Genomic DNA, 25,019 nt, shown 5'->3' on the forward strand with positions numbered 1-25,019 from the left:
GGTTGATGACCATGACCCGGACATTACGCATCACCTACTCCCTGTCGTTCCTCGGCCTGCTGGTCGGCATGGGCGCCTGGTCCACCGGTGGCCTGCAGAGTTTCCAGCGCACCGAGCAGATGACCCTGCTCAACGGCAAGCTGGCCAAGGCCGCCGAGACCCACTACGACGCCGAGTTCCCGATCAAGCGCCTGGGCACCAACTTGTGGGCGGCCATGGACTTCAAACTGTTCAACGAAGGCCGCCCGGGTGTGGTACTGGGCCGCGACCAGTGGTTGTTCAGCGACGAAGAATTCAAGCCCACCGCCGGTGCCGAGCAATTGATGCAGGAAAACCTGGCACTGATCCGTGGCGTACGCGACACCCTGCAGCAACACGGTAGCCAGCTGGTGCTGGCGATCGTGCCGGCCAAGGCACGGGTCTACGCCGAGTACCTGGGCAAAGAGCGGCCTGCCAGCCTGCATGACGACCTGTACAACCAGTTCCATGCCCAGGCACGCCAGGCCAACGTGTTCGCACCGGACCTGATGGCACCGATGGAGCAGGCCAAGGCCCGCGGCCAGGTATTCCTGCGTACCGATACCCACTGGACGCCTATGGGTGCCGAAGTGGCGGCGCAGGCGCTGGCCGAAGCGGTCAGCCGCCAGAGCCTGCTCAATGGCGACCCACAAGCCTTCATCACCGAAGCGGGCAACACCGCCCCCTACAAGGGCGACCTGACCAACTTCCTGCCACTGGACCCCTTGTTCAGCAACCTGCTGCCGGCCCCGGACAACCTGCAGAAACGCACCACCCGGCCGGTCGATGCCGAGGGTGACGCCGGCGACGCGTTGTTCGCCGACAAGCAGATCCCGGTTGCACTGGTAGGCACCAGCTACAGCGCCAACCCGCACTGGAACTTCCTCGGCGCGCTGCAGCAGGCCCTGCGCAGTGACGTCGCCAACTACGCCGAAGACGGCCATGGCCCGCTGCTGCCGATGCTCAAGTACCTGCAAAGCGATGCCTTTAAAAACGCCGCACCACAAGTGGTGGTGTGGGAATTCCCCGAACGTTATCTGCCAATGAAAAACGACCTCAGCAGCTTCGATCCGCAGTGGATCGCGCAGCTGAAAAACTCCCGTAAATCCGAAGAAAACCTGGCCTTGTCGTCCACCCGGACAGACCACTGACTGATAGAGAGGAAACGCACATGACTACCAAGACTTCCATTGCCAAAGCCCTCACCCTCGCGGCCGGCCTTTCCCTTGCTTCGATGCAGGCCTTCGCCGGTGCCGACGCCGCACTGTATGGCCCAAGTGCGCCGAAAGGCTCGACCTTCGTACGCCTGTACAACGCGACCAGCGCACCCGCCGCCGCGTCGGTCGGCAACACCCAGATCAAACAGGTTGGCGCACAGGCCAGCAGCGATTTCAGCTTCCTGCCAGGCGGCGACTACACCGCCCAGGTCGGCGGCAAGAGCGTGCCGGTCAAGCTGGCCTCGGACAAGTACTACACCCTGGTCAACAGCAACAGCGGCAGCCCGAAGCTGATCGAAGAACCACCGTTCAAGAACAAGCAGAAAGCCCTGGTGCGCGTGCAGAACCTGAGCGACCAGCAACTGACCCTGAAAACCGCCGACGGCAAGACCGAAGTGGTCAAGCCGGTGGCCGCCAACGGCCGTGGCGAACGCGAAATCAACCCGGTCAAGGTCAACCTGGCGCTGTACCAAGGAGACAAGAAAGTGGGTGACGTGAAACCCGTCGCCCTGGAGCGCGGCGAAGCCGCAGTGCTGTACGTAACGGGTTCCGGCAACGCCTTGTCGCCGGTGTGGGTAACTCGCCCCGTGGCTAGCAACTGATTCCCCTGCCTCTCAACGACTATTGGAGAAACATGATGATCCCGGTAATTCTTTCTGGTGGTAGCGGTTCCCGTCTGTGGCCTCTGTCGCGCAAGCAGTTCCCCAAACAGTTCCTGGCCCTGACCGGTGAGCACACGCTGTTCCAGCAAACCATCGAGCGCCTTGTATTCGAGGGCATGGACACCCCGATCGTGGTCTGTAACAAGGACCACAAGTTCATCGTCCAGGAGCAACTGGCCGCACTGAAGCTGGAAACCCAAGGCATCCTCATGGAACCGTTCGGCCGCAACACCGCGCCGGCCGTGGCCATGGCTGCCATGAAGCTGGTCAACGAAGGCCGCGACGAGCTGATGCTGGTGCTGCCTGCCGATCATGTGATCGATGACCAGAAAGCCCTGCAACGTGCCCTGGCCTTGGCCACCGTGGCCGCCGAGCGTGGCGAGATGGTGCTGTTCGGCGTGCCGGCGACCAAGCCGGAAACCGGCTACGGCTACATCCGTTCCAGCCAGGATGCGCTGCTGCCCGAAGGCGTGGCGCGGGTTGCGCAGTTCGTCGAGAAGCCCGACGAAAAACGCGCCGCAGAGTTCGTCCAGGCCGGTGGTTACTTCTGGAACAGCGGTATGTTCCTGTTCCGCGCAAGCCGCTTCCTCGAAGAGCTGAAAAAGCACGACGGCGACATCTACGATACCTGCGTACTGGCCCTGGAGCGCAGCCAGGAAGACGGCGATGTCCTGAGCATCGACGAAGCCACCTTCGCCTGCTGCCCGGACAATTCCATTGACTATGCGGTGATGGAGAAAACCCAGCGTGCCTGCGTGGTGCCGATGTCGGCGGGCTGGAGCGATGTAGGCTGCTGGTCGTCGCTGTGGGAAGTGCACGAGAAAGACGACAACGGCAACGTCACCAAGGGCGACGTGGTGGTTCAAGACAGCCGCAACTGCATGATCCACGGCAACGGCAAACTGGTGTCGGTGATCGGCCTGGAGAACATCGTGGTGGTCGAGACCAAGGATGCCATGATGATTGCCCACAAGGACAAGGTCCAGGGCGTCAAGCAGATGGTCAAGACCCTCGACGAACAGGGCCGCACGGAAACCCAGAACCACCTGGAAGTGTATCGCCCGTGGGGCTCGTACGACTCGGTGGACATGGGCGGCCGCTTCCAGGTCAAGCACATCACCGTCAAGCCGGGCGCCAGCCTGTCGCTGCAGATGCACCATCACCGCGCCGAGCACTGGATCGTGGTATCCGGTACCGCCGAGGTGACCTGCGACGAGAACGTGTTCCTGCTGACCGAAAACCAGTCGACCTATATCCCCATCGCTTCGGTGCACCGTTTGCGCAACCCGGGCAAGATCCCGCTGGAGATCATCGAAGTGCAGTCCGGCAGCTACCTGGGCGAGGATGACATCGAGCGCTTCGAGGATGTGTATGGGCGCACGTCCACCCCCATCGAGCGCGGCGTTTCGGTGAAGACCATCGCGCAGTAAATGCTGACTCGCCCCTGGGCTGACCAGGGGCGAGCCTGCTTATTCAACGCTTGGGGCTATGACGTAGATGTCGAATGGGCCACCCACCACCTTGAAAGGTCGCTGCAAATCATCCTCCCCTTCAAATTCGAAGGATTCAGCCCTGATGCTTGTGGCAGTCATTTCGAGTTTCCGGATACGCCCGGATTTCGCATAGCCGCCATAGGTTGTGCCGCGCTTGTGAACAAGCGCCCGGTTCGCCTCACCCCCGATAACGACATCCCGCACGCCCTCCTGTAGTTCCAGATCGAAGTCAATGTAGACGTCCGCATCTTCGGCCTGCCCCTTGTACGCGTACAACCACGCTGATTTTTCAGCGCTCCCGTAGTCCACGCCCTCGGAAACGAAATCCTCCTTTTGACCCGCGAGGCTGATGACAGCCGTAACGTTGCCCTTGGCAGGCGTTTTTTTCATTTCTTGCACAGGTTTTTGCTCAACCGATGTGTCACTCATGGCCATGCTCCTTTTGAATAGGCATGGCGGAATCTAGAATGGATGTACCCTTTCCACTACTCGCAGTATTGCCAGGTCTGGCTTCTGGCATAGTTGCTCACCGGTTACCTGACCGCTGGGTTTTAGATAGGCTGTAGCCATCCCTGCGCGCGAATGAGGCGATTACGCGATGCTGATCGGTGCCCTGCTGATCCTCACCTGGCTGGTGTTGTTGTTGCGTTACCCAGCCAAGGCTCTTCCCATCTCCCTGGCGGCCGTGTTTGGCCTGGGCCTGGTGGCCTTGTTCGTGGTCTGGCAAGACAGCCGTGAAAGCAGTCGACTGGCACGCCTGGACCTGCGCCTGACCTACGCCCCCGAACACTGCCCCGCCGACCGTGCCTTGCAGGTACGCATGAAGAACGGCAACGACGTGCCGCTGACCGAACTGCGCTGGCGCGTGGCAGCGTACGCACCGGGCGATACCGTGAACCTGGCCGAGAACACCTACAATGCACCGCGATACCGAGGGCCAGGTGAATTGCAGCCGGGGGCCGAGTGGCATGACTGCCTGCCATTGCCGCCGCTGCGTTCCGGCTATCGGCCGCAGACCCTGGAGTTCCGGGCAGAGCACCTGCAAGGTACGTTTGCCAATTGATGTGTTTCCTCCATGACAACAGGCCCCAACCATGCCCACCGTCCTGATCACCGGTTGTTCCAGCGGCATCGGCCGCGCCCTGGCCGACGCTTTCCGCGATGCCGGCCACCATGTCTGGGCCACCGCTCGCAAGCCTGAGGATGTCGAGCAGCTGAGTGCCGCCGGCTACACAGCCCGGCAGCTGGATGTAAACGATGGCGAGGCGCTGGCCCGCCTGGCAGAGGAACTTGAGACCCTCGATATCCTGATCAACAACGCCGGCTACGGCGCCATGGGCCCACTGCTCGATGGTGGCGTCGACGCCCTGCGCCAGCAATTCGAAACCAACGTCTTCGCCGTGGTCGGCGTTACCCGGGCGCTGTTCCCGCTGCTACGCCGCTCACGCGGCCTGGTGGTGAATATCGGCAGTGTATCGGGCGTACTGGTCACGCCATTCGCCGGCGCGTACTGCGCCTCGAAGGCGGCTGTGCATGCCCTGAGCGATGCCTTGCGCCTGGAGCTGGCGCCGTTCGGTGTGCGGGTAATGGAAGTACAGCCGGGTGCAATTGCCTCGCAGTTCGCCAGCAATGCCCAGCGCCAGGCTGAGCAGGTGCTGGCGGTAGACTCGGCGTGGTGGCCTTTGCGTGAGCATGTGCAGGCGCGGGCGCGGGCATCGCAGGACAAGCCAACGTCGGCGGCGGTATTTGCCCAAGGCGTGCTGGCAGCAGTCGGCAAGTCGCCGGCGCCCGCAGTGGTACGTTTGGGGAATGGCAGTACAGCCTTGCCGCTGATGGCACGGTTGCTGCCGCGGCGGTTGCTGGACTGGGCGCTGCGCAAGCGCTTTGGCCTGCTGCGCCCGCTCTGAGTGATCGCCTGCCTGTACCCGCGAAAGGGCCGGGCCTGCAGGCCAATTTTCACCCGCCGTTCACCGTTGACGCTGCTACCGTATTCGCGGGTAAACCCGCTCCTACACACACGCATCGGTGGTTGGACACAGGCCGCTGTAGGAGCGGGTTTACCCGCGAAGAGGCCAGTACAGGCTGTAAAGCATCATGCCATGGACCGCAGTACCCCGCCCTCCAGATGCTGCGCGTCCTCTCTAACCGTGAGCATTCGGCGGCGGCTCATCAAACGCCTGCCAGCCTCCACCCAGCGCCTTGTAAAGCCCCACCAGCGCCTGAGACACCGCCGCCGAGCTGTCGATCCATTGCTCCTCGCTGGCCAGCAGCGCGCCTTGCACCGTCAGCACATTGAGAAAGTCCACCGCCCCTTCCACATACTGGCGCTGGGCGGTTTCCAGGGCGATACGGTTTTGCCGCACGGCCTCGGCAAGGTGATCACGGCGCAACTGACTGGCGTTGTACAGGCGTAGCACATCGTCAATTTCATGCCAGGCCCCCAGCACCACCTTGCGATAGTTCAGCGCGGCTTCCTGCTGTTGCGCCTCGCGCAGTTCCAAGGTGCCCTTGAGCCGGCCGCCTTCGAAAATTGGCAGCGACATCTGTGGACCGAAGGCAAACCGGCGCGCATCCCAGCCACCGAAATCCGACAGCTGCATCGCCTGGAAGCCGACACTGCCCGACAGGCGGATACTCGGGTAGAAATCCGCCTTGGCCACGCCAATGCTGGCAGTGGCGGCATGCAGGCGGGCCTCGGCCTGGCGGATGTCCGGGCGGCGCTCGGCCAGTTCGGACGGCAAGCCGATGGCAAACTTCTGCTGCGGCGCAGGCAGCTCGCCGCCTGGCAGCAATTCGGCCTGGAGGCTGCGCGGCGGCTCGGCAGCGAGCAGGCTGAGGGCATTGATCAGGTCATCACGCCGCGCTTCCAGGCTTGGCAGACGCGCTTCGATAGACGCGACCTGGGCGCTGGCCTGGGCCACATCCAGGCGCGTGGCAACGCCTTCGGCCTGGCGGTCCTGGGACAGCTTCAGGCTGTGCCGGGCGACCCTGAGGTTATCCTGCGTCACATCGAGGGTGTGCTGCACGGCACGCAGCTGGATGTAATTGCCGGCGGTTTCCGAAAGCAGTGCCAACAGCACACCGCGGCGGTCATTCTCGGCCACTTCGACCGTGGCATCGGCAGCCTCGACCTGACGCCGCACACGGCCCCACAGGTCCAGTTCCCAACCAGCCACCAGGTCGCCCTGCCAAAGGTTGAAGGCTTCTTTCCCGGCTTTGCCGGACGGATCGCTCAAGCCATCGGCGCTGTTACGAGCGCGGCTGTAACCGGCGTTCACGTCCACCGACGGTACTTCGTCGGCAGCCAAGGTACTGCGCAGGGCACGGCTTTGCAGCAGCCGCGTGCTGGCCATCTGCAGGTCGAGGTTGCGTTCAGCAACGCGCTGGATCAACGCGCTCAGGCGGGCATCGTGGAACGTTTCCCACCAGCGCAGTTCAAGCGGTTCGGCCTGCGGCTGGCTGGCCGCCGCCTCGCCTTGCAGCGGCGCCCACTGCTGCGGGGCCTGGCTATCTGGGCGCAGGAAATCCGGGCCCAGGGTGCAACCGGTCAGCAGCACAGCCAGCAGCAAAGGGCTCAAGCGTAATCCCGGTTTCATCGCGCGCTTACCTCTTTGCCGTCCAGCTTGTCGCCACGCGTGTCGATGGTGGCTTCGACCGACATGCCCACACGCAGGCGGGTGAGCAGTGGCTGGCCATCATCGAGAACGATCTTGACCGGAATGCGCTGCACCACCTTGGTGAAGTTGCCGGTGGCGTTGTCTGGCTTGACTGCGGCAAAGGTTACGCCGGTAGCCGGGGCAATGCTTTGCACATGGCCTTGCAGGGTTTCGCCGGAGAAGGTGTCGACGCTGATGCGCACCGGCTGGCCCGGCTGTACGTGGGTCAGCTGGGTTTCCTGGAAGTTGCCGACCACATAAGCCTGCTGCAACGGCACCACCGACAACAAGCGGGCGCCCGGGTTGACGTAGGCCCCCACGCGCAGGGCGCGTTCGCCGACCATACCGTCCACCGGCGCTGTGATGCGGGTGTAGGACAGATCGAGCTGGGCCTTTTCCAGGCCTGCTTCGGCACGCTTGAGCTGGCCATCGGCGCTGGCCACTTGAGCCGTGAGGATGTCCACCTGCTTGCGCGCCGCCACCCGCGCAGCTTGAGCGTTGGCCAGGCGAGCACGGGCTTGATCGACCGCGCTGCGCGCCTGCTGGGCGTTCTGCACGGTACCCGCGCCCTGCTCGGCAAGGCGGCTGTAGCGGTTGACTTCATGGTCGGCGAACGCCGCTTCAGCCTGGGCCGCCTTCACTGCCGCTTCGGCCTGGGCAATCAGCGCGTCCTGGCGTTCAAGCGTGGCGCGGGCATCGGCGCTTTGTGCCTGGGCTACCAGCAACTGCGCCTGCGCAGCATCCAGCGCGGCCTGGTAGTCACGCGCGTCGATGGTCGCCAGCAACTGGCCAGCCGTGACCTGCTGATTGTCTTCCACCAGCACTTGCTTGATGAAACCGGCGACTTTGGGCGCGACCACGGTGTAGTCGGCGGTCACATAGGCGTCATTGGTGCTCTGGCGGTGATCGCTGCCAAACATCCAGGGGCCGACGATGCCGGCCAGGACGGCCACGGCCAGCACCGAGCCGATGAAAAGGGTTTTGCGGTTGTTGGTCATTTCAATGGTTCTCGAAATCATCCAGGGCTCAAGCCACCGCACGCGGCGGATAGACCCGGGTAGGCACGAAAGGAATCAGGCAGATCAGGGCCACGGCGATACAGGCCAGCACCAGATAGAGGTCAGCTGAGGTCAATACCTGCGCCTGGTCGTGAATGCGCTTGGCCAGGCCGGCGGCGTTGCCGTCGACCAGCGGGGCGTTGCCCAGGCTGTCCACCAGGTGATTGGAATGGAAGTGCCGGCGCAGGGTGCCAAGAACATCCAGCAGGCCACCGGCGATGACGGCGGCCAGGCCCTTGACGGTGTTGAACCAGCTGGAGGCGAACGGGCCCTCCTGCGGGGTCATGCCATTGGTGGACAGCATCAGCAACGGCAGCACTGCCATCGGCTGGCCGAACACCTGCAGCAGGTAGAACGGGTAGAAGTCGCCACGGATCCACTCGCTGGTTAGCAGGCTGCTGCCAACACAGGACACCGCCAGCATCGCCAGGCCAATGCCCAGCACCCAGCGGCAGTCCACTGCGCGGATGTTGCACAGCGCCGCCGTCAGCGGCAGGGCGATCAGTTGCGGCATGGCCACCAGCATCATCAACGGGCTGGTCTGCGCTGGGCGGTAGCCCTGGATCTGCGCAAGGTAGGCCGACGGGATGCTGCCCACACCCGAGAGCACGATCAGCACACCGGCCAGGGTCACCAAGGCGAAACTCAAGTTGCGCCGCTGCAACAAGCGCAACTGGAAAAACGGCAACGGCTCGGACCACTCGTTGTACATGAACAACACCAGCAACAGCAGGCCACCGCCCAGCAGCCAGCAGATCAGCGGCGAGTCGAACCAACCCCAGCGGTCGCCCAGCGACAGGCCCAGCACAGTGCAACTGATGGCGGGCAGGCCCAGCAGTACGCCCCGCCAGTCGAACTGTTTGAAACGCTCCAGGCGCAGCGGGTCCTGCGGCAGCCCCCAACCTACGCAGACCATGGCCAGCAGCGAGGGCAGGATGATCTGCCAGAACGCCCATTGCCAGCCGACGTATTCGGTCCACAGCCCCGCCAGCGGCGTGCCAAGGTTGGGGCCAAAGGTGGCGGTCAGGGCGTAGCAGGCCAAACCATAGACCTTGATACCTGGCGGCAAAAAGCGCAGGGCCACGCTCATCAACATCGGCGGCAACGCGCCAGCGGCAAAGCCCTGCAGTACACGCAGCAACATCAGGCTGTGCAGGTTGGGGGCGAACGGTTGCAGCAGGCCAAGCACGGCGAACAGACCAATAGCGCTCATGGTGAAGCGGCGCAGCGAGAAGGTCGTCGCCAGCCACGGCGCAAAGGCCATGGCCGAGACCGAAGCGGCGCTGTACACCGCCAGCAACCAGGCACCTTCGTCGGCACCGATGCCCAGGGCGCCGCGGATATCGGCCAGGGAAATCTTGGTTACCGACTCGTTGAGGCCGGCGCACAGCACAGCCAGCAATACACCGAACAACCCGACCACTACCTGCAGGCCGAACGCCGCCTGCACGGGCGCAGCCGGCGCGGGGGCGGCGGCAATGGCGGCAGACGGGGCGGACAGGGAACTCATGGGCAGACATCTCCGGCAACAAATTTGCGACCGGAGCAAGTCTAAAAAGGTCGAATGCTTACGAAAACTGACTTGTTGGCAGTTTTATATTGCGTCAAACGCAATCGGGCAACGGATGCGCACGTGCCACACGCCTCAAGGGTCCATCCTGCCGCACGCCTTCAACGTCTGCCGCAGCCAGCGATGGGCCGGGTCGTTATCGAACCGCGGGTGCCATGCCTGCATGACATTGACCTTTTCCAGTGGCACGGGGATCTCGAAGGACCTCAATGGCAGTTTCAGCCTGTTCACACTGTTCAGGATATTGGCGGGTATCGGCAAGATCAGGTCCGAGTCCGGCAGCGAAAACATCGCGGAGTGAAAACTCGTCGTGATCAGCGCTACCCGGCGCTCCACCTTGTAATTGGCCAGTGCCACGTCGATAGGCCCATTGGCACGGCCACGGCGTGACACGCTGATGTGCGGGTAGGCGGCGAAGCGCTCAGGGGTGATCTCGTCATCGAAAACCGGGTGCCCTTCACGCGCCAAGCCCACGAAGTAGGTGTTGAACAGGCTCTGAACCTTGATTTCGGGGCCCAGTTCAATGGCTGAACTGATGATCAAGTCGATTTGCCCATTGCGCAGCACCGCATCATCGTCGCCGCTGCCCTCCGGCACGAAACGCAGCACCGTATGCGGTGCCTGGGCCAGCATCATGCGCAACAGCTGAGCGCCATACAGGGCGATGAACAGGTCATTGGTGCGGATGTTGAAGGCACGGTCCAGGTTCACCAGGTCGACATCGTCGCGACTGCGAAATACCTGCCCGGCCTGCTCCACCAGGCCATGCACCTGCTCGCGCAAGGCCAGCGCACGCGGCGTCGGCACCAGGCCACGGCCGGCCCGCACCAGGATCGGGTCACCCAGCGCTTCGCGGATACGCCCCAGGGTCCGGCTCATGGCGGCCGGGCTCAGGTTCATGCGTTGCGCCGCACCAACCACGCTGCCCTCGTCGAGCAAGGCATCGAGGGCGACAAGCAGGTTCATGTCCGGAAGTTGCATGGCCGTTTTCCGTTACAGCTGTGGGAAATGTGATGTTATCAGGTTGATGGATTGCACCGGACGCAATGCGCTTGTGCGTGGTGGGCCATTTATTCAGGGAAAGGATTGGGTCAAGAATGATGCATGGCAGGTTCGGCCCTTTCGCGGGTAAACCCGCGCCTGCGTTGGTCTACGCGAAGAGGCCGCCCCAGCCCCCCAAATACATCAAGGATCCCGCATGCCCAGCCCCGTCCTGATCGCCATCGACGCCTCCCCCGCATCTGCCGCCCTGCTTGCCCTCGCCCGCCGCTACTGCCGCCCGGGCGAGCACGAACTGCACGTGCTGCTGGCCATCGATTCGACCTTCGCGGTGCACGAGCAACCCGCGCCCTACACCGCCGAGGAACGGGAAGAATACCCCGCCGCCTGCGAAGAACAGCAGCATGCCGACCACGCCGTAGCCGAGGTCGTGCGCGAACTGCAGCAAGCCGGCTTCGCCAGCCAGGGCTGCATGGTGGCCGGGCTGCCGGTTGAAGCGATTGTGGCCAAGACGCAGGAATTGAACTGCGAGCTGATCATCATGGGCCACCGCCACCTGTCGCGGCTGGGGCGGTTACTCGACCCGTCGATCAGCGCGAAGGTGATTGATCAGGTCGAAGTGCCGGTGTTGGTGGGGGCGGCGAGTGCATGATTGGAGCGATGTGCCGCCTGTAAGATCGAGCACCACGCGAGCGGCGCTCGATCAGTCTGGCGACCTGCCTCTCAAGGCGAACTCGGCTTCACCACCACCGTACAGGTCGTCCCCGCCGCCAGCAAAAACCCTTCCGGCACTTCATCGATGTGAATGCGCACCGGCACCCGCTGTGCCAGCCGCACCCAGTTGAAGGTCGGATTCACGTCGGCGATCAGCTCGCGGCTCTGTGGGTTGTCACGGTCGTAGATGCCGCGGGCAATGCTCTCCACATGCCCCTTGAGGCGCTCGCCGCTCATCATCTGCAATTCGGCCTGGTCCCCCACCTTCACATGCGGCAGCTTGGTCTCCTCGAAGAATCCGTAAACCCAGAACGAATTCTCGTCGACCACCGCCATCACTGCTTCGCCGGTACGCGCATAGTCGCCCTTGTGGATATTCAGGTTGGTCACGTAGCCGTCCACCGTGGCCACGATGTGGGTGCGCTTGAGGTTCAGTTCGGCAGCAGCCAGTTCGGCCAGGGCCTGCTGGTAGTCAGCCTGGGCGGAATTGGCGATGTTGCTGGCGTCGTCGCGGTTTTCCTTGGAGATCACCAGGTTGTCCATGTCGGCACGGCGCTTGGCATTGACCTTGCGCATTTCCCAGGTGGCCTTGCGCGAGGCGACCAGCGCCTTGGCCTGGTCGACGGCCAACTGGTAGTGCTCAGGGTCGATCTGGATCAGCAGGTCGCCCTTCTTCACCCGCTGGTTGTCCTTGACCGGTACATCCACCACGTAGCCGGGCACGTCGGCAGCGACGTTGATGATGTCGGCACGCACACGGCCATCACGGGTCCATGGCGTGGTCATGTAGTGCAGCCACAACTGGCGACCGATGGCCACGGCAGCGACCAGCACCAGCAGGGTGGCGATCAGGCTGAAGAACTTTTTCATCGAAGGATTCTCACCAGTAGACAGACAGCGCCATGGCGCCGAACAAGCAGACGAACAGGCTCAGGCGCAGCAACGCCGGGTGCCAGAAGAAGCGGTAGCCATCATGGCTGGCAATGAACCGGTCCAGGCCCCAGGCCAGGCCCAGGGCAAACAGGAACATCAAGGTCATGGTGGGCATGTACACGCCATGGAAGGCGATCTCACGGGGCATGGTGCAGTCCTTTCGCCGGTGCCAGTGGCGACTGTGGGTCCAGCAGGGAAGTACGGATGAAGTGCAGGTAGCTTTGCACGCGGCGCAGCACCGAGGTGTCGAAGTGCCGGGCGAATGGCTCGTCGGTGGCCTGCACGCGGGCGATGGCGTGGTCCACTGCCACCAGTGCGCGTTCGTGGTTGCTGGCGCTGGGCTGCAGGAACAGCCGGGTCAGCGCACGGCCCATGACACGGATTGCCTGGCGCCAAGGCTGCGACTCGGCATAGGCCGGGTGCACCGGGGCGCGGGCTTGCTCCTTGCGCAGCTCGATGACGGCGTGGCCGATCTCCAGCACGGTGAACATCCAGCCCATCAGCTGGCTTTGCACCTGCGGCTTGCCGGCCGCCAGGCCATAGGCCTGGTGCAGCAGGTCGCGGGTGCGGCTTTCGAAGGCCGAGCCCAGGCCGCGCAGGCGGCCGCTGATCGCGAACAGCACCTGCTCGCGCAACGCCTGCTCAAGGCGGCTCCACAACCAGCGGCTGTTGGGCGGCAGGATGATCGCCCCGGCGGCGGCACAGACGAACATGCCGATCACCATGCCGATGTAGTCGTTGATGAAGGTGTACGGGTCATAAACGGTGAGGTTGTTCGGCACCGAGCCAATCGCGAAGAACACCAGCAGGCCGATGCCATAACCGGCGTAGGCAGGGCGCGACGAAAGAAAAGCGCCCAGCACGAACACAGGCGCCAGCACCATGCACAGCAGCGGGAAACCGTCGATCCAGGGGAACACGAAGAAGGTTTCGAAGAAGCCGACAAAAGCGCCGATGGCCGTGCCGCAAGCCATCTGGAACGACATGCGCTTGGGGTTGGGTGACGCTGCCGAAAGGCATACGGTGACCGTGGCGATCAGGGTCATCATGGCGCCGCTGGGCCAATCGCTGAGCAGCCAGTAACTGCCCAGCAGCAACAGCACTGCCGAGGCGCGCACACCGGCCGCCAGCGATACCAGCCAGCTGGTCTGCGCCACGTAGGGCTCGTCCCACTGCTCGCGCTCGTGCTTGTGCGCGGCCAGCGAGGCATGGGTTTCGGCGTAGCTCAACATCTCGTCGACGAAGCGGTACAGCAGCTCGAACGCGGTGTGGAAATCGAGCAGGTCGGATTCGCTGGGGTCCGTTGCCAGGTACTCAGCCCGCAGCCCCCGCACCTGGGCCTGCAGGCCTTCCTTGTAGGCGGCCAGCTCCAGGGTCAGGCGCAGCGCATCGGCGTCAGTCAACGCCCGGCCCACATAGGGCTGCAGCAACTCCACAAGGGTGTTCAGGCCCGGTTCGATGGCACTGACGATCTGCAGCGGGCCACGGGCACGCAGGCGCTCCAGCAAGCGGTGCAAGGCATTGAAGCGGGTGGTGATGGCCATGAACTCGCTGTTCATGCGCACCAGCCGGCCACTGCGACGGCGCATGTGCGGGTCTTCGAAAGCGGTGACGTTGCGCAGGCTCTCGAGGCCCACTGCCTCTGCCACGAAGCGCACGTTGCTGCTCTCGAAGCGGTCCTTTTGACTGTCGCCACGCAGGGCCTCGACCACCACCCCGGCAAACACGCCAAAGCGCTGGTACAGGGCGTTGCGCATTGCGGCACTGGCCGACTGCGGCAGGATCGCGGCACTGACGAAGGTCGACACCAGAATACCCAGGGCGATTTCCAGCGCCCGCCATACCGCTGCCATGAACGCCTGGTCGGGGTGTTGCAGCACCGGCAGGCCGATCATCGCTGCGGTGTAGCCGGCCAGCACGAAACCATAGGCGCGGAAGGTGCGGTAGCGCATGGCACCAGCCGAGCACAGGCCCACCCAAAGGGCCAGGCTGGGCAGAAACAGCTCGGTGTTCTGCGGAAAGATGGCAATCAGCGCCACCATCATCGCCGAACCCGCCAGGGTGCCGAGCACCCGGTAGAAGCTTTTCGCGAACACATGCCCGCTTTGCGGCTGCATGACGATGAAAACAGTGATCATCGCTGTACGCGGTTGCGGCAGCTCCAGGCGCATGGCCAACCACAAGGTGATGAACGCGGCGGCCAGCACCTTGAAGATGTACACCCAGGTCACGCCGTCGGTGCGTGCCCAGGCAAAGAAGCCCCGCCGCCATTCCAGGCTTTGCAGCCAGCGCACGGGCAAACTGGAAGTGCTCATTCGGCGTTATCCGGCTTCTTGTCGAAAATGGCCAGGGTGGCCGGGGTCTTCGGTGCTGCCTGGCGTTCCTCTTTCGGCACATCCTGACCAGCCTGCAGGCCACCACCCAGGGCGGTGACCAGCTCGGCATGGGCAATCAGGCGGGCGGCCTGCACCTGCTGCTGCACCTGCTGCTGGCGGAACAGCAAGGTCTGCGCGTTGAGTACGTTCAGGTAGTCGGTAAGGCCGCGCTGAAACGCGACCATGGCGATGTCGTAGGTTTTCTGCGCGGCAGCAACCGATTCGGCGGCGAAGTGCGACTGTTCTTTCATCGACTCGCGGCGGATCAACTGGTCGGAGATGTTCTTCAGTGCACCAACCACGGTCTGGTTGTAGCGGGCCACCGCCACGTCATACCCCGCCGAGGCCACGCCCAGTTCTGAGCGCAGGCGCCCACCGTCAAAGATCGGCAAGCTGATGGCCGGGCCGACGTTGTAGTTGAACTTGCGCCCGGTCAGGAATTCCAGCGGGCCACCGCCGGTGGCCATGAAGCCCAGGCTGCCGACCAGGTCGACGTTGGGGAAGAAGCCGGCGTGAGCGACGTCGATGCCACGCGCCTGGGCAGCCACCTGCCAGCGGCTGGCAACCACATCAGGCCGCTGGCCAACCAGTTCGGCGGGCAGGTTCGAAGGCAGTTTCAGCGGCGCGGCCAAGGCCAGGGCCGGGCGCTGCAACTGCGCGCCTTCCCCCGGGCCCTTGCCGGCCAGTGCGGCCAGCTGATTGCGGGTCAGGGCAATTTCTTCGTCGAGGCTGTCGAGCTGACGGTGGGTTTCCGGCAGCGGCGCTTCGGCCTGGCTGACTTCGAAGTGGGTGCCGATGCCGGCATCCAGCCTCCGCTTGGCCAGGGCCAGGATCTGCTCCTGCTGTTCCAGTTCGGCCTTGACGATATCGCGCTGGGCAAAATGCAGGCTCAACTGGATGTAGGCACGCACCACATTGTTCTGCAGTTCCAGCTGCGCCTGGCGGGCTTCGGCCACGCTCATGTGCGCCTGGTCCACGGCCTGCTCGCTGGCATTGCGTTCACGGTCCCACAAGTCGAGGGCGTAGCTGAAGCCGATGGCAGCGTTGTTGTCCCAGGTGTTGGCACCGGACAGCGCGCCAGGGCCATAGAACTGGTCTTCCGGCCAGTTGTGGCGCTTGAGCGTGGCCTGGCCGTTGGCCTGGAGCTTTTCCGCCGACTCGACCACACCGGCCATGGCCTTGGCTTCGCGCACCCGCGCAGCGGCCATGGCCAGGCTTGGGCTACCGGCCAAGGCCAGGGTAACCCAGCGGTCCAGCTGTGGGTCACCATAGGCGTGCCACCACTGCTGGTCGGGCCAGTGAGCGTCGGTCGCGGCTTCGCGAATGGCCGCGTCGGTGGTCAAGGTATTGGCTTGCAGCGTCTTGCTTTGCGGGGCAATGCCCCAGGTTCCGATACAGCCGCTCAAGGTGAGGGCAAGGGCACAGGCACTGAACGCCTTGAGCGTTCTGATGATGCGACGCGGCACAGCTGCGATTTCCCGAGGAAGAGGTGAAGGGGGCCGGGCAATTCTAGGGGGCGGCAGCACTGGCGATAAGCACAGATTCCTGCGAATCTTTGTTACCAAAACAGCGATAATCCGCCTTTGGTCGAAGGCAACTTTTTCTCTTTTCCAAGTTACTTCGTGACACAATTTTGTCCTCTACCTCGAGAGTGACCCATGGACACCCTGCAAAACATGCGTGCTTTCAGTTGCGTAGCCCAACTCGGCAGCTTCACTGCCGCTGCGGCGCAACTGGATACGACCACCGCGAACGTGTCGCGGGCGGTCTCCAATCTGGAAGCCCATCTGCAAACAAGGCTGCTCAACCGTACCACCCGCCGCATTGCGCTGACCGAAGCCGGCAAGCGCTACCTGATGCGTTGCGAACAGATTCTTACCTACGTCGAAGAAGCCGAGGCCGAAGCCAGCGACGCCCATGCGCGCCCGGCCGGGCAGTTGAAGGTGCATTCGATGACCGGGGTCGGCCAGCACTTCGTGGTCGATGCCATCGCCCGCTACCGCGAAACGCACCCGGACGTGACCTTCGATTTGACCATGGCCAACCGCGTGCCCGACCTGCTCGACGAGGGTTATGACGTCTCCATCGTGCTGGCCACCGAACTGCCCGACTCGGGGTTCGTTTCGCAGCGCCTGGGCATCACCTACAGCATTGTCTGTGCCTCGCCCGCCTACATCGCCCAGCATGGCGTGGCGCACAAGCCTGCCGACTTGCTCAAGCACGCCTGCCTGCGCATGGTCAGCCCGGTCATACCGCTGGAGAAATGGCTGTTCGATGGCCCGGAAGGCCAAGAGATGGTCAACATCACCAGTTCGCCGTTCATGGTGAACACCGCCGATGCCATGAAGACTGCGATCCGCAGTGGCATGGGCGTAGGCGTACTGCCGATCTATTCGGCTATCGAGGGCCTGCGGGACGGTAGCCTGGTACGGGTGCTGCCCGAGTATCGCCTGCAGGAGCTGAACCTGTATGCCATCTATCCATCGCGGCAGTATCTGGATGCCAAGATCAAGACCTGGGTCGAGTACCTGCGCAACTCGCTGCCAGAGATTCTTGCCGCGCATGAGGCAGACCTGAAAACCCATCAGGTGCTGATCGCCAACTAAAAAGCTGCTGCAATGCGGGGGCGGACAATGGTAGGTTGCTAACCATTGATTTCGCCTGTTCCGGCCCCTTCGCGGGCAAGCCCGCTCCTACAAGGCACCGCGCCCCCCCGTAGGAGCGGGCTTGCCCGCGAAAAGGCCGGCACAACCCCACCCCGCCTTGCAGAGAAGTTGCCCGATGAAAAAGACCGTCCTGGCCTTCAGCCGTATCACCCCGGCCATGGCCGAACGCCTGCAGCAAGACTTCAACGTGATCCTGCCCAACCCCAAGCTCGGCGACATCAGCGCCCAGTTCAACGAAGCCCTGCCCGAAGCCCATGGCCTGATCGGCGTTGGCCGCAAGCTCGGCCGGGCGCAGCTTGAAGGTGCGGCCAGGCTAGAAGTGGTGTCCAGCGTGTCGGTCGGCTATGACAACTACGACCTCGACTACTTCAACGAGCGCGGCATCGCCCTGACCAACACCCCCGACGTGCTGACCGAAAGCACCGCCGACCTGGGCTTCTCGCTGATCATGGGCTGCGCCCGGCGCACCGCCGAGCTGGATGCCTGGACCAAGGCCGGCAACTGGCAGGCCACCGTGGGCCCGGCCCACTTCGGCAGCGATGTGCATGGCAAGACCCTGGGTATCGTCGGCATGGGCAACATTGGTGCAGCAGTGGCACGCCGTGGCCGCTTTGGCTTCAACATGCCGATCCTGTACAGCGGCAACAGCCGCAAGACCGCGCTGGAGCAGGAGCTGGGCGCGCAGTTCCGCAGCCTGGATCAGTTGCTGGCCGAAGCCGACTTCGTGGTCATCGTGGTGCCGCTGTCCGATGCCACCCGCAAGCTGATTAGCAGCCGCGAGCTGAAGCTGATGAAGCCGAGTGCGTTCCTGATCAACATTGCCCGTGGGCCGGTGGTGGATGAGGCGGCGCTGATCGAGGCGCTGCAGGCGGGCACCATTCGCGGCGCAGGCCTGGATGTGTACGAGAAAGAACCGCTGAGCGACTCGCCGCTGTTCAAGCTGCCCAATGCGCTGACCTTGCCGCACATTGGCTCGGCCACTGCCGAAACCCGTGAGGCCATGGCCAACCGGGCGATCGACAACCTGCGTGCGGCGCTGCTGGGCGAGCGGCCGCGGGACCTGGTGAACCCGCAGGTGTGGAAGGGCTGACCGTTTTGGAGTGCCTGTGCTGGCCCCTTCGCGGGTAAATCCGCTCCTGCCATTTGGAGTGCCTGTGCTGGCCTCTTCGCGGGTAAATCCGCTCCTACCATTTGGAGTGCCTGTGCTGGCCTCTTCGCGGGTAAACCCGCTCCTACGATTTGGAGTGCCTGTGCTGGCCCCTTCGCGGGTAAACCCGCTCCTACCATTTGGAGTGCCTGTGCTGGCCTCTTCGCGGGTAAACCTGCTCCTACGATTTGGAGTGCCTGTGCTGGCCTCTTCGCGGGTAAACCCGCTCCTACGATTTGGAGTGCCTGTGCTGGCCTCTTCGCGGGTAAACCCGCTCCTACGATTTGGAGTGCCTGTGCTGGCCTCTTCGCGGGTAAACCCGTGCCTACAAAGGGTGTGCACTGCCCTGTAGGAGCGGGTTTACCCGCGAAAGGGCCGGCCCAGGCAACCCATCACCTATTTGGCTACCACAACACCCCCAGCCACCCTAGCCCGGGGCTTGCGAAACACCAGCACATTCCCCGCCATTACCGCCACCAAGCCAAGCAAGGCCGGCGCCGTCCACTGATAACCCTCGGCCACCGCCGACACATTCAACGCCACCAACGGGAACAGCACCGTGCAGTAAGCTGCCCGCTCCGGCCCCATGCGCCCGACCAAGGTCAGGTAGGCAGTAAACGCAATCACCGACCCCGGCACCACCAGGTACAGCAGCGAACCGATATAGCGCGCATTCCACTCCATGCTGAACGGTACGCCGCTGACCACACAGAACACCGCCAGCATCATCGCCCCATAGACCATGCCCCAGGCATTGGTCGTCATCGGCTTGAGCCCGGCCTTCTGCTGCATGCTCGACAGCAGGTTGCCCGCCGAGAAGCACAGCGTGCCGAACAGGGCTAAACCAAGGCCGTACAGGGTTTCGCGGCTGGCTGCGTGATGCGACAGCTCCGGCCAGAACAGCAGGCCCAGGCCAAGCAAGCCCAAGGCACCACCGCCAAGCACATTGCTGGCGATTTTCTGGCCGAAGAAAATGCGAGCGTTAAGCGCGTTCCACAGTGTCGCGGTGGAGAACACCACCGCGATCAGGCCGCTGGCGATCCACTGGCTGGCGCTGAGGAAACAGATGAAGTTGACGCAGAACAGGCACAGGCCCTGGGCCAGGCAGATCTGGTGGCCACGGCGGTTCATGGGTTGCAGCCGGCGGGTAAGCAACAGGAAAGCAAACAGGATCAGCCCGGCCAGGGCGAAGCGGTAGACGATCGACACCGGGATCGCGACCACACCCAACTGGAGTTTCAGGGCGATCCAGGTGGTGCCCCAGATCAGGACGGTGAGCAGGTAGAGTGACAGGTTCATGGTGGCGGTTCCTTGGGCCTCTGGAAATCGGTGCCCGGCGCTTCGCGGGTAAACCCGCTCCTACAGGGATCACCAGTGTTCTTTCGATCAGCCTCTGTCTGCTTGCACGAACTTGCGCTTTTCTTGCGCCGGTAGCTGTCACTCGATCCAGGGCGCAGTAGGATGGCAGGCAAGAGGACCTGCCAATGACGCCACTCACCCAGTTGCAAGTGTTCAACGCCATGCATGCCTCGCCCAACGCCAGGCTGGAGCTGAGCGCGCACCTGGGCGACGGACTGGCGGCAGCGTTGTGGAGCAACCGTGACGATGCGCGCGACTACCAGGCGCCTAGCCATCACACCCTGTCGTGCTACATCGCCGACGGCACCGGCACCTTCCGCCGCCAGCGCCCGGCCGACAAAGGTGCGCCCGACAAGCTGTGCGTGATGCCGGCCGGGCAGGAATCGAACTGGGTCGTCAATGGCGCGATCCGCCTGGCACACCTGTATATCAGCGAGGCGCAGTTCGCCCTGGGCTGTGTACGCCTGCTCGACCGGGAACCGCGCGAGCTGCAACTGCAGGAAGCGACCTTTCTGGACGACCCGCAGCAGGCTGCCCGCTTCCGTCAATTGATCCAGCTGGACTGGGACGAGCCCGGCGAGCGCCTGCTGGCCAGCAGCCTGGCGCACGAGATCGTTGACCATGCGCTGCTCAGCCAGGTCGGGTTGCGCCAAGGCCTGCGCCTGAAAGGCGGGCTGGCGCCAAACCTGCGCCGACAGCTGGTCGACTACCTCGAGGCACACCTGGACCAGCCCATCACCCTGGAAGAGCTGGCGCTGCGCTGCAATTTGTCCGAATACCACTTTGCGCGCATGTTCCGCGCCAGTTTCGGGCTCCCGCCGCACCAGTATCTGCTGGCCCGGCGGCTGCACCGGGCGTGCCAGTTGTTGCGGCTGGGAGTAATGCCGCTGGGGGAGATTGCCTTGTTGTGTGGGTTTGCCAGTGCCAGCCATTTCAGCAACCGGTTTCGCCAAACCCTGGGGGCCACACCTGGCGAATACCGCAAGGCCTTTTTCATCTGAAACCAGGGCCGCTCTGCGGCCCCATTTGCCTAGAACTCGAAGGTGCTCGACAAACTGACCTGCCGCGCATCGCCAATCGCCACAAAGTACTGGTTCACCGCCGAGCTGTAATACACCTTGTCGAACAGGTTCTTCACGTTCAGTTGCAGGCGCACGTTGTGTTCGTCGAGTTTGGTTTCATAAGTGGCAAACGCATCGGCAACGGTATAGCTCGGCAGGTCGAAGGTATTGGTCGCGTTACCCGAACGCTCGCCCACATAACGGGCGCCGGCACCGAAGCGCAGCCGGTCCCCCCCAAACAGGCTGCCAAAGTCATACACCGCCGACAGCGAGCCGCTGTGCCGGGCCACGTTCTGCAGGCGATTGCCCTCAAGATCAGGGTCCTTGGTGACCTTGGCATCGGTCAGTGCATAGCTGCCGATCAGGCTCCAGCGCTCGCTGATCTGGCCGGTCACGTCGAGTTCCACACCGCGTGAACTGACCTCACCCGCATTGCTGTAGACCGTCTCGCTTGTGACGGCGTCAAAGTTCGAGACCAGTACATTGCGCTTGGTGATATCGAACAATGCCAGGGTGCCTGTGATGCGGCCTGGCATGTCGAGCTTGGCGCCCAGCTCCCACGACTTGCCCTCCTCAGGTGCCACCGAGGAGTCGAGCACGACATTGCCGGTCAGCGGCGCGATGGTCGAGTTGGGCTTGAACGACTCGCTGTAGCTGCCATAGAACGAGAGCTGGTCGTCGACTTTGTAAACGATACCGGCGTGGGGCACCCAAGCCTGGCCACTGATGTCGGTATTGGCCTTGAACGGGCGACCGCGGCCAGCGTACTGGTCGTACTGCTGGAAACGCGCACCTGCTACAAGGATCCAGTGCTCATCGAGGTGCAGCGCGTCCTGCACGAACAGCGCATCGGTGCGCAGCTTGTCGGTCTGGTCGCTGTCGCCGGCTCGTACGTTGGTGCCCTCCACTTCCTGCCCGTAGACCGGGTCCAGATAACTGAACGTGGACTGTGGTGTCTGGCGAATCAGGTCACCGCGAAAGATCTTGCGGTCTTCATGGTCGATGCCGAACAGCAGGTCATGCTGCATCCCCGCCAGCTCGACATTGCCATTGAGGCTCAGGGTCACGAACTGGTCACGGCTCATGGCGTTGTGGGTGCCGTCGATGCTGCGTGTCAGCGTGCCTTGGGTTTCGTTGACGCCGGTCACGCGAACCTGGCTGGCATCGTAGGTCTCACGATTGAAGCTGTAGCCGAAGTGCAGCTTCCAGTCATCGGCCAGCTGATGGTCGACTTCCAGGCGATACAGGTCGGAGCGCCCTTCCATGTCGTTGAACGGCTCGTCCAGGCGGCGCGTGGCAGGGATGTTCAGCGGGTGGCCGTTGTTGCCGAACGCGGTGCCACGGTCAAAGGGATAGAGAAACTCACGGTGCTCGTAGGCCAGCACCACCTGGGTGTCTTCGCCCAGCCAGGCCAGCGACGGCGCCACCAGCGATTCGCGGTGCACGCCGTAGTTGCGCCAGTAGTCCTCGTCTTCGTGGTCGACGACCAGGCGGTAGGCGAAGTTGCTGTCACCCAGTGCGCCCGTGCTGTCGAGCCCGCCACCGCTGCCGTTCTTGCCGCTGCCATAGGTCGAGCCGCGCACGGTCAGGGCGTTGTACTGCTGCAACTGCGGACGCTTGCTGACCACGTTGATGACCCCACCCGGGTCCTGGATACCGTACAGCAGCGAGGCAGGGCCCTTGAGCACTTCGACCCGCTCGGTGCTGGCGTTGAGGTTGCGACCCTGCACCACGGGCATGCCATCGCGCATGATCGAGCCGTCGCGGTTGTCGCCGAAGCCACGTTTCATCACCGTGTCGGATGTGCCGCCGAAGTTGTTGCCCTGGGTAATGCCGCTGACGTTGGCCAGGGCGTCATCAAGGTTGCGCGGGGCCTGGTCGCGGATGACCTGGGCCGGTACCACGTTGATTGCCTGGGGGATGTCCTGGTTCGGGCCCTGCCCGCGCATGATCGAAGCGCTGGCCGGGGGCTGGTAGCTGTAGTCGTCCAGTTGCGAGGTCACGGTGGTGGCCTGCAGGCTGAGGGCACCGGAGGTGTCTGCAGGTTCGAGGGTCAGGGTACGTGCGTCGACGCGGCGCCAGGCCAGCCCAGCGTTGCCCAGCAGTTGTTGCAGCGCCTGCTCGGCGCTGAACCGACCCTTCAGCGCTGGCGCTTGCACGCCCGGCAGCTCGAGGGTGTAGACCACGCTCTGGCCAGTGGTGCGGCTGAAGGCGTTCAGGGCCTGGGCCAAGGGTTGGGCCGGCTGGGCGAAGGCATAGGCCTGCAGCTGCTCGGCCGCGCTTGCCAAGGGGGCGACAGCGAAGGCCGGGAGCGCAGCAAGGCCGAACCAGAGAGGGACGCAACGCGGGGAGAACTTCATGGACGCTGACCTGTGAGGGGGTGATTATTGCGAATCAATCGCACTTTCACTCATTACACGGATGCCACGTGCTGTTACCTCACCTGTGCCTGGAAATATTTTTGTTGTGGCGACCTCTTCGCGGGTAAACCCGCTCCTACGGGGGGGTTACCCGTGAAGAGGCTGGCACAGGCAACTACCGAATCAGGGTCAAACGCCCCAACACGGTCTGCCGTGAAAAACCCATCACCTTGCCCAGCGAATCCAGCGCCAGCAGCGGCTCGGCCACCGGGAAGCTGCCGCTGACCTTGCGCTGCCCCAGGTCACCATCGAGCAACAGGATACGCCCCGGGTAATATCGCCCAAGGTCTTCGATCACCTGCGCCAGCGGCACCTGGTAATAGTTCAGCCACCCCTGGCGCCAGGCCAGGCGGTTGTCACTGTCCACCGCCAGGGTGTCGCCTACCCTGCCTGCGCGGTAGGTCAGCTGCTGGTTGGCAGTCAGTTCTCGCGCCACAGTGCCCTGCGCGGGGCTGACGCCCACACGCCCACTGCGCACCGTCACCTGGGCACCCTCGCCTTGCTCACGCACCTCGAACTGGGTGCCGAGCACCCGCACTTCGCCGCCGGCAGCTTCCACCAGGAACGGCTCACCGGTATGGATAACCTCGAAGAACGCCGCGCCATGCAGCAACCGCACACGGCGCTCACCCTGGGCGAAATCGACCGCAATGGCGCTACCGGCATCAAGCGTCACCTGTGACTGGTCGGCCAAGGTCACCTGGCGAATCTGCCCGGCACTGCTGTAGTCCGCCTGCAGGTCCTGCAACCAGTACCCCGGGTGCCAACCACCAGCGACGCCCACGGCCAGCACCAGGCAGGCTGCCATCGCCAGCCCTGCCACCCGCCGCCAGCCGCCACGCGCCGGTGGTCTGGCCATGGCATCGAGGTAGCGCTGCAGGGCGTCCTGTTCTTCGTCCGCCAGCCGCGCCGCCGGGGCGGCGCTTTTCTGCCAAAGCACCTGGGCCTGGTCGTAGGCTGCGCGGTGTGCGGGGTCGGCCAGCAACCAGCGCTTGAATGCCGCCCCTTCGGCTTGCCCGGGTTGCTCGTTGATCCGGTTGAACCATTGCAGGGCAGCCTGAAACTGCGCTTCGGTGATCGGCGGTAAACGGCTCATCGACGGGCGCTCCCTGGCCGGCGTGGGGTGGACGCGGGCTCGGCAACACTCGCCTTGCACGCTTCGAGGGCGCGCATCATATGCTTTTCCACGGCGCTCTGTGACAGCTGCATGGCTTTGGCGATCTCGCTGTACTTGCAGCCGTGAATGCGGTTGAGCAGGAAGATCTGCCGGGTGCGCTCGGGCAAGGCACGCAAGGTGGCCTCGATACGCTGCAAGTCGTGGTCGACCTCCACGGCCTGCTCAGGGGCCTGGGCCAGGCTCGCCTCGCTCACCGGCACAGCGGCTTCGGCCACGCGTTCGCGGCTACTTTCGCTGCGCAGGTGGTCTATGGCCAGGTTGCCCGCGCAACGCAGCAGGTAAGTGTCCAGCGCCTCGACCTTGACCTCGGGGCGACGCCAGAAACGCAGGAACAACTCCTGGACCAGGTCCGAAGCGGTGGCGCGGCAGCCGACCCGACGGCTTACCAACGCCTCCATACGCGCACGCTGGGCCTGGAACACCTGGACGAAACGTGCACGTGCGCCTGCGCTGTCAGCGTGAGGTTCGATGATATCCCCTGGCTCGCTCATGGG

At 63.7% G+C, this 25,019-nt stretch carries 22 protein-coding genes; 9 read left to right on the forward strand and 13 right to left on the reverse strand.

What is annotated here, in order from left to right:
• Positions 1-11 precede the first annotated feature (11 nt).
• From ACZ889_RS27560 to ACZ889_RS27570, 3 genes are read left to right on the forward strand one after another with little or no spacing between them, the layout of a single operon-like run.
• Entirely contained in the window at positions 12-1,169 is a 1,158-nt protein-coding gene (locus ACZ889_RS27560; protein WP_003251747.1) for an alginate O-acetyltransferase, read from the forward strand.
• Between the two features lie 20 nt (positions 1,170-1,189).
• Positions 1,190-1,837 (forward strand): alginate O-acetyltransferase AlgF, encoded by a 648-nt coding sequence (locus ACZ889_RS27565; protein ID WP_003251744.1) that lies wholly within the window; start codon positions 1,190-1,192, stop codon positions 1,835-1,837.
• A gap of 35 nt (positions 1,838-1,872) precedes the next feature.
• A complete protein-coding gene (locus tag ACZ889_RS27570; protein WP_003251742.1) occupies positions 1,873-3,327 on the forward strand; it encodes a mannose-1-phosphate guanylyltransferase/mannose-6-phosphate isomerase in 1,455 nt (484 codons plus the stop codon).
• A gap of 39 nt (positions 3,328-3,366) precedes the next feature.
• Here ACZ889_RS27570 and ACZ889_RS27575 read toward each other — a convergent pair whose 3' ends face one another.
• A complete protein-coding gene (locus ACZ889_RS27575; RefSeq protein ID WP_319902152.1) occupies positions 3,367-3,819 on the reverse strand; it encodes a hypothetical protein in 453 nt (150 codons plus the stop codon).
• A gap of 169 nt (positions 3,820-3,988) precedes the next feature.
• Between ACZ889_RS27575 and ACZ889_RS27580 the strand changes: the two genes are divergently transcribed.
• Both ACZ889_RS27580 and ACZ889_RS27585 read left to right on the forward strand, forming a co-directional pair.
• On the forward strand, positions 3,989-4,453 hold the full coding sequence (locus tag ACZ889_RS27580; protein ID WP_004577148.1) for a hypothetical protein: 465 nt from the start codon (positions 3,989-3,991) through the stop codon (positions 4,451-4,453).
• Between the two features lie 31 nt (positions 4,454-4,484).
• Complete coding sequence (locus tag ACZ889_RS27585; RefSeq protein WP_180689280.1) at positions 4,485-5,297, forward strand: SDR family oxidoreductase; 813 nt, start codon at positions 4,485-4,487, stop codon at positions 5,295-5,297.
• 234 nt (positions 5,298-5,531) lie between these two features.
• Here the strand turns inward: ACZ889_RS27585 and ACZ889_RS27590 are convergent, their stop codons facing one another.
• The 4 genes from ACZ889_RS27590 to ACZ889_RS27605 form a co-directional block, all read right to left on the reverse strand.
• A complete protein-coding gene (locus ACZ889_RS27590) occupies positions 5,532-6,986 on the reverse strand; it encodes an efflux transporter outer membrane subunit (RefSeq protein ID WP_476257990.1) in 1,455 nt (484 codons plus the stop codon).
• Positions 6,983-8,044 (reverse strand): HlyD family secretion protein, encoded by a 1,062-nt coding sequence (locus ACZ889_RS27595; RefSeq protein WP_003251732.1) that lies wholly within the window; start codon positions 8,042-8,044, stop codon positions 6,983-6,985. Before ACZ889_RS27595 ends, ACZ889_RS27590 begins: the two co-directional genes overlap by 4 nt.
• A gap of 28 nt (positions 8,045-8,072) precedes the next feature.
• Positions 8,073-9,614: an MFS transporter gene (locus ACZ889_RS27600; RefSeq protein WP_003251730.1), complete on the reverse strand. Its 1,542-nt coding sequence runs from the start codon at positions 9,612-9,614 to the stop codon at positions 8,073-8,075.
• Positions 9,615-9,749: 135 nt separating this feature from the next.
• Positions 9,750-10,655, reverse strand: a complete 906-nt coding sequence (locus ACZ889_RS27605) for a LysR family transcriptional regulator (RefSeq protein WP_003251728.1) — start codon at positions 10,653-10,655, stop codon at positions 9,750-9,752.
• Between the two features lie 217 nt (positions 10,656-10,872).
• Here ACZ889_RS27605 and ACZ889_RS27610 point away from each other — a divergent pair, with 217 nt between their 5' ends.
• The gene (locus ACZ889_RS27610; RefSeq protein WP_476257991.1) at positions 10,873-11,325 is read left to right on the forward strand and encodes a universal stress protein; all 453 of its coding nucleotides are present in this window, start codon (positions 10,873-10,875) and stop codon (positions 11,323-11,325) included.
• Positions 11,326-11,396: 71 nt separating this feature from the next.
• Here ACZ889_RS27610 and ACZ889_RS27615 read toward each other — a convergent pair whose 3' ends face one another.
• From ACZ889_RS27615 to ACZ889_RS27630, 4 genes are read right to left on the reverse strand one after another with little or no spacing between them, the layout of a single operon-like run.
• Complete coding sequence (locus ACZ889_RS27615; RefSeq protein ID WP_012053682.1) at positions 11,397-12,257, reverse strand: efflux RND transporter periplasmic adaptor subunit; 861 nt, start codon at positions 12,255-12,257, stop codon at positions 11,397-11,399.
• A 10-nt stretch (positions 12,258-12,267) separates the two neighbouring features.
• Positions 12,268-12,468, reverse strand: a complete 201-nt coding sequence (locus tag ACZ889_RS27620; RefSeq protein WP_003251718.1) for a DUF1656 domain-containing protein — start codon at positions 12,466-12,468, stop codon at positions 12,268-12,270.
• Positions 12,458-14,635: an FUSC family protein gene (locus tag ACZ889_RS27625; protein WP_003251716.1), complete on the reverse strand. Its 2,178-nt coding sequence runs from the start codon at positions 14,633-14,635 to the stop codon at positions 12,458-12,460. Before ACZ889_RS27625 ends, ACZ889_RS27620 begins: the two co-directional genes overlap by 11 nt.
• Positions 14,632-16,161, reverse strand: coding sequence for an efflux transporter outer membrane subunit (locus ACZ889_RS27630; protein ID WP_476257992.1), 1,530 nt, complete (start codon positions 16,159-16,161; stop codon positions 14,632-14,634). Before ACZ889_RS27630 ends, ACZ889_RS27625 begins: the two co-directional genes overlap by 4 nt.
• A gap of 192 nt (positions 16,162-16,353) precedes the next feature.
• Between ACZ889_RS27630 and ACZ889_RS27635 the strand changes: the two genes are divergently transcribed.
• Together ACZ889_RS27635 and ACZ889_RS27640 are read left to right on the forward strand one after the other, a co-directional pair.
• Positions 16,354-17,301, forward strand: a complete 948-nt coding sequence (locus ACZ889_RS27635) for a LysR family transcriptional regulator (protein WP_003251712.1) — start codon at positions 16,354-16,356, stop codon at positions 17,299-17,301.
• Positions 17,302-17,476: 175 nt separating this feature from the next.
• Positions 17,477-18,451 carry a 2-hydroxyacid dehydrogenase gene (locus ACZ889_RS27640; protein ID WP_020193821.1) on the forward strand — a complete coding sequence of 325 codons (975 nt, stop codon included), beginning with the start codon at positions 17,477-17,479 and terminating at the stop codon, positions 18,449-18,451.
• Between the two features lie 453 nt (positions 18,452-18,904).
• Here the strand turns inward: ACZ889_RS27640 and ACZ889_RS27645 are convergent, their stop codons facing one another.
• Positions 18,905-19,807: a DMT family transporter gene (locus ACZ889_RS27645; protein ID WP_180689277.1), complete on the reverse strand. Its 903-nt coding sequence runs from the start codon at positions 19,805-19,807 to the stop codon at positions 18,905-18,907.
• Between the two features lie 185 nt (positions 19,808-19,992).
• Between ACZ889_RS27645 and ACZ889_RS27650 the strand changes: the two genes are divergently transcribed.
• Positions 19,993-20,868 (forward strand): helix-turn-helix domain-containing protein, encoded by an 876-nt coding sequence (locus ACZ889_RS27650; RefSeq protein WP_054889258.1) that lies wholly within the window; start codon positions 19,993-19,995, stop codon positions 20,866-20,868.
• Between the two features lie 29 nt (positions 20,869-20,897).
• Here ACZ889_RS27650 and ACZ889_RS27655 read toward each other — a convergent pair whose 3' ends face one another.
• The 3 genes from ACZ889_RS27655 to ACZ889_RS27665 form a co-directional block, all read right to left on the reverse strand.
• Entirely contained in the window at positions 20,898-23,288 is a 2,391-nt protein-coding gene (locus tag ACZ889_RS27655; RefSeq protein WP_476257993.1) for a TonB-dependent siderophore receptor, read from the reverse strand.
• 175 nt (positions 23,289-23,463) lie between these two features.
• On the reverse strand, positions 23,464-24,444 hold the full coding sequence (locus tag ACZ889_RS27660) for a FecR family protein (RefSeq protein ID WP_476257994.1): 981 nt from the start codon (positions 24,442-24,444) through the stop codon (positions 23,464-23,466).
• Complete coding sequence (locus ACZ889_RS27665) at positions 24,441-25,016, reverse strand: RNA polymerase sigma factor (protein WP_010955272.1); 576 nt, start codon at positions 25,014-25,016, stop codon at positions 24,441-24,443. The genes ACZ889_RS27660 and ACZ889_RS27665 overlap by 4 nt, the downstream gene beginning before the upstream one ends.
• Between the last annotated feature and the right edge of the window lie 3 nt (positions 25,017-25,019).

The organism is Pseudomonas sp. TE3895, assembly GCF_056278855.1.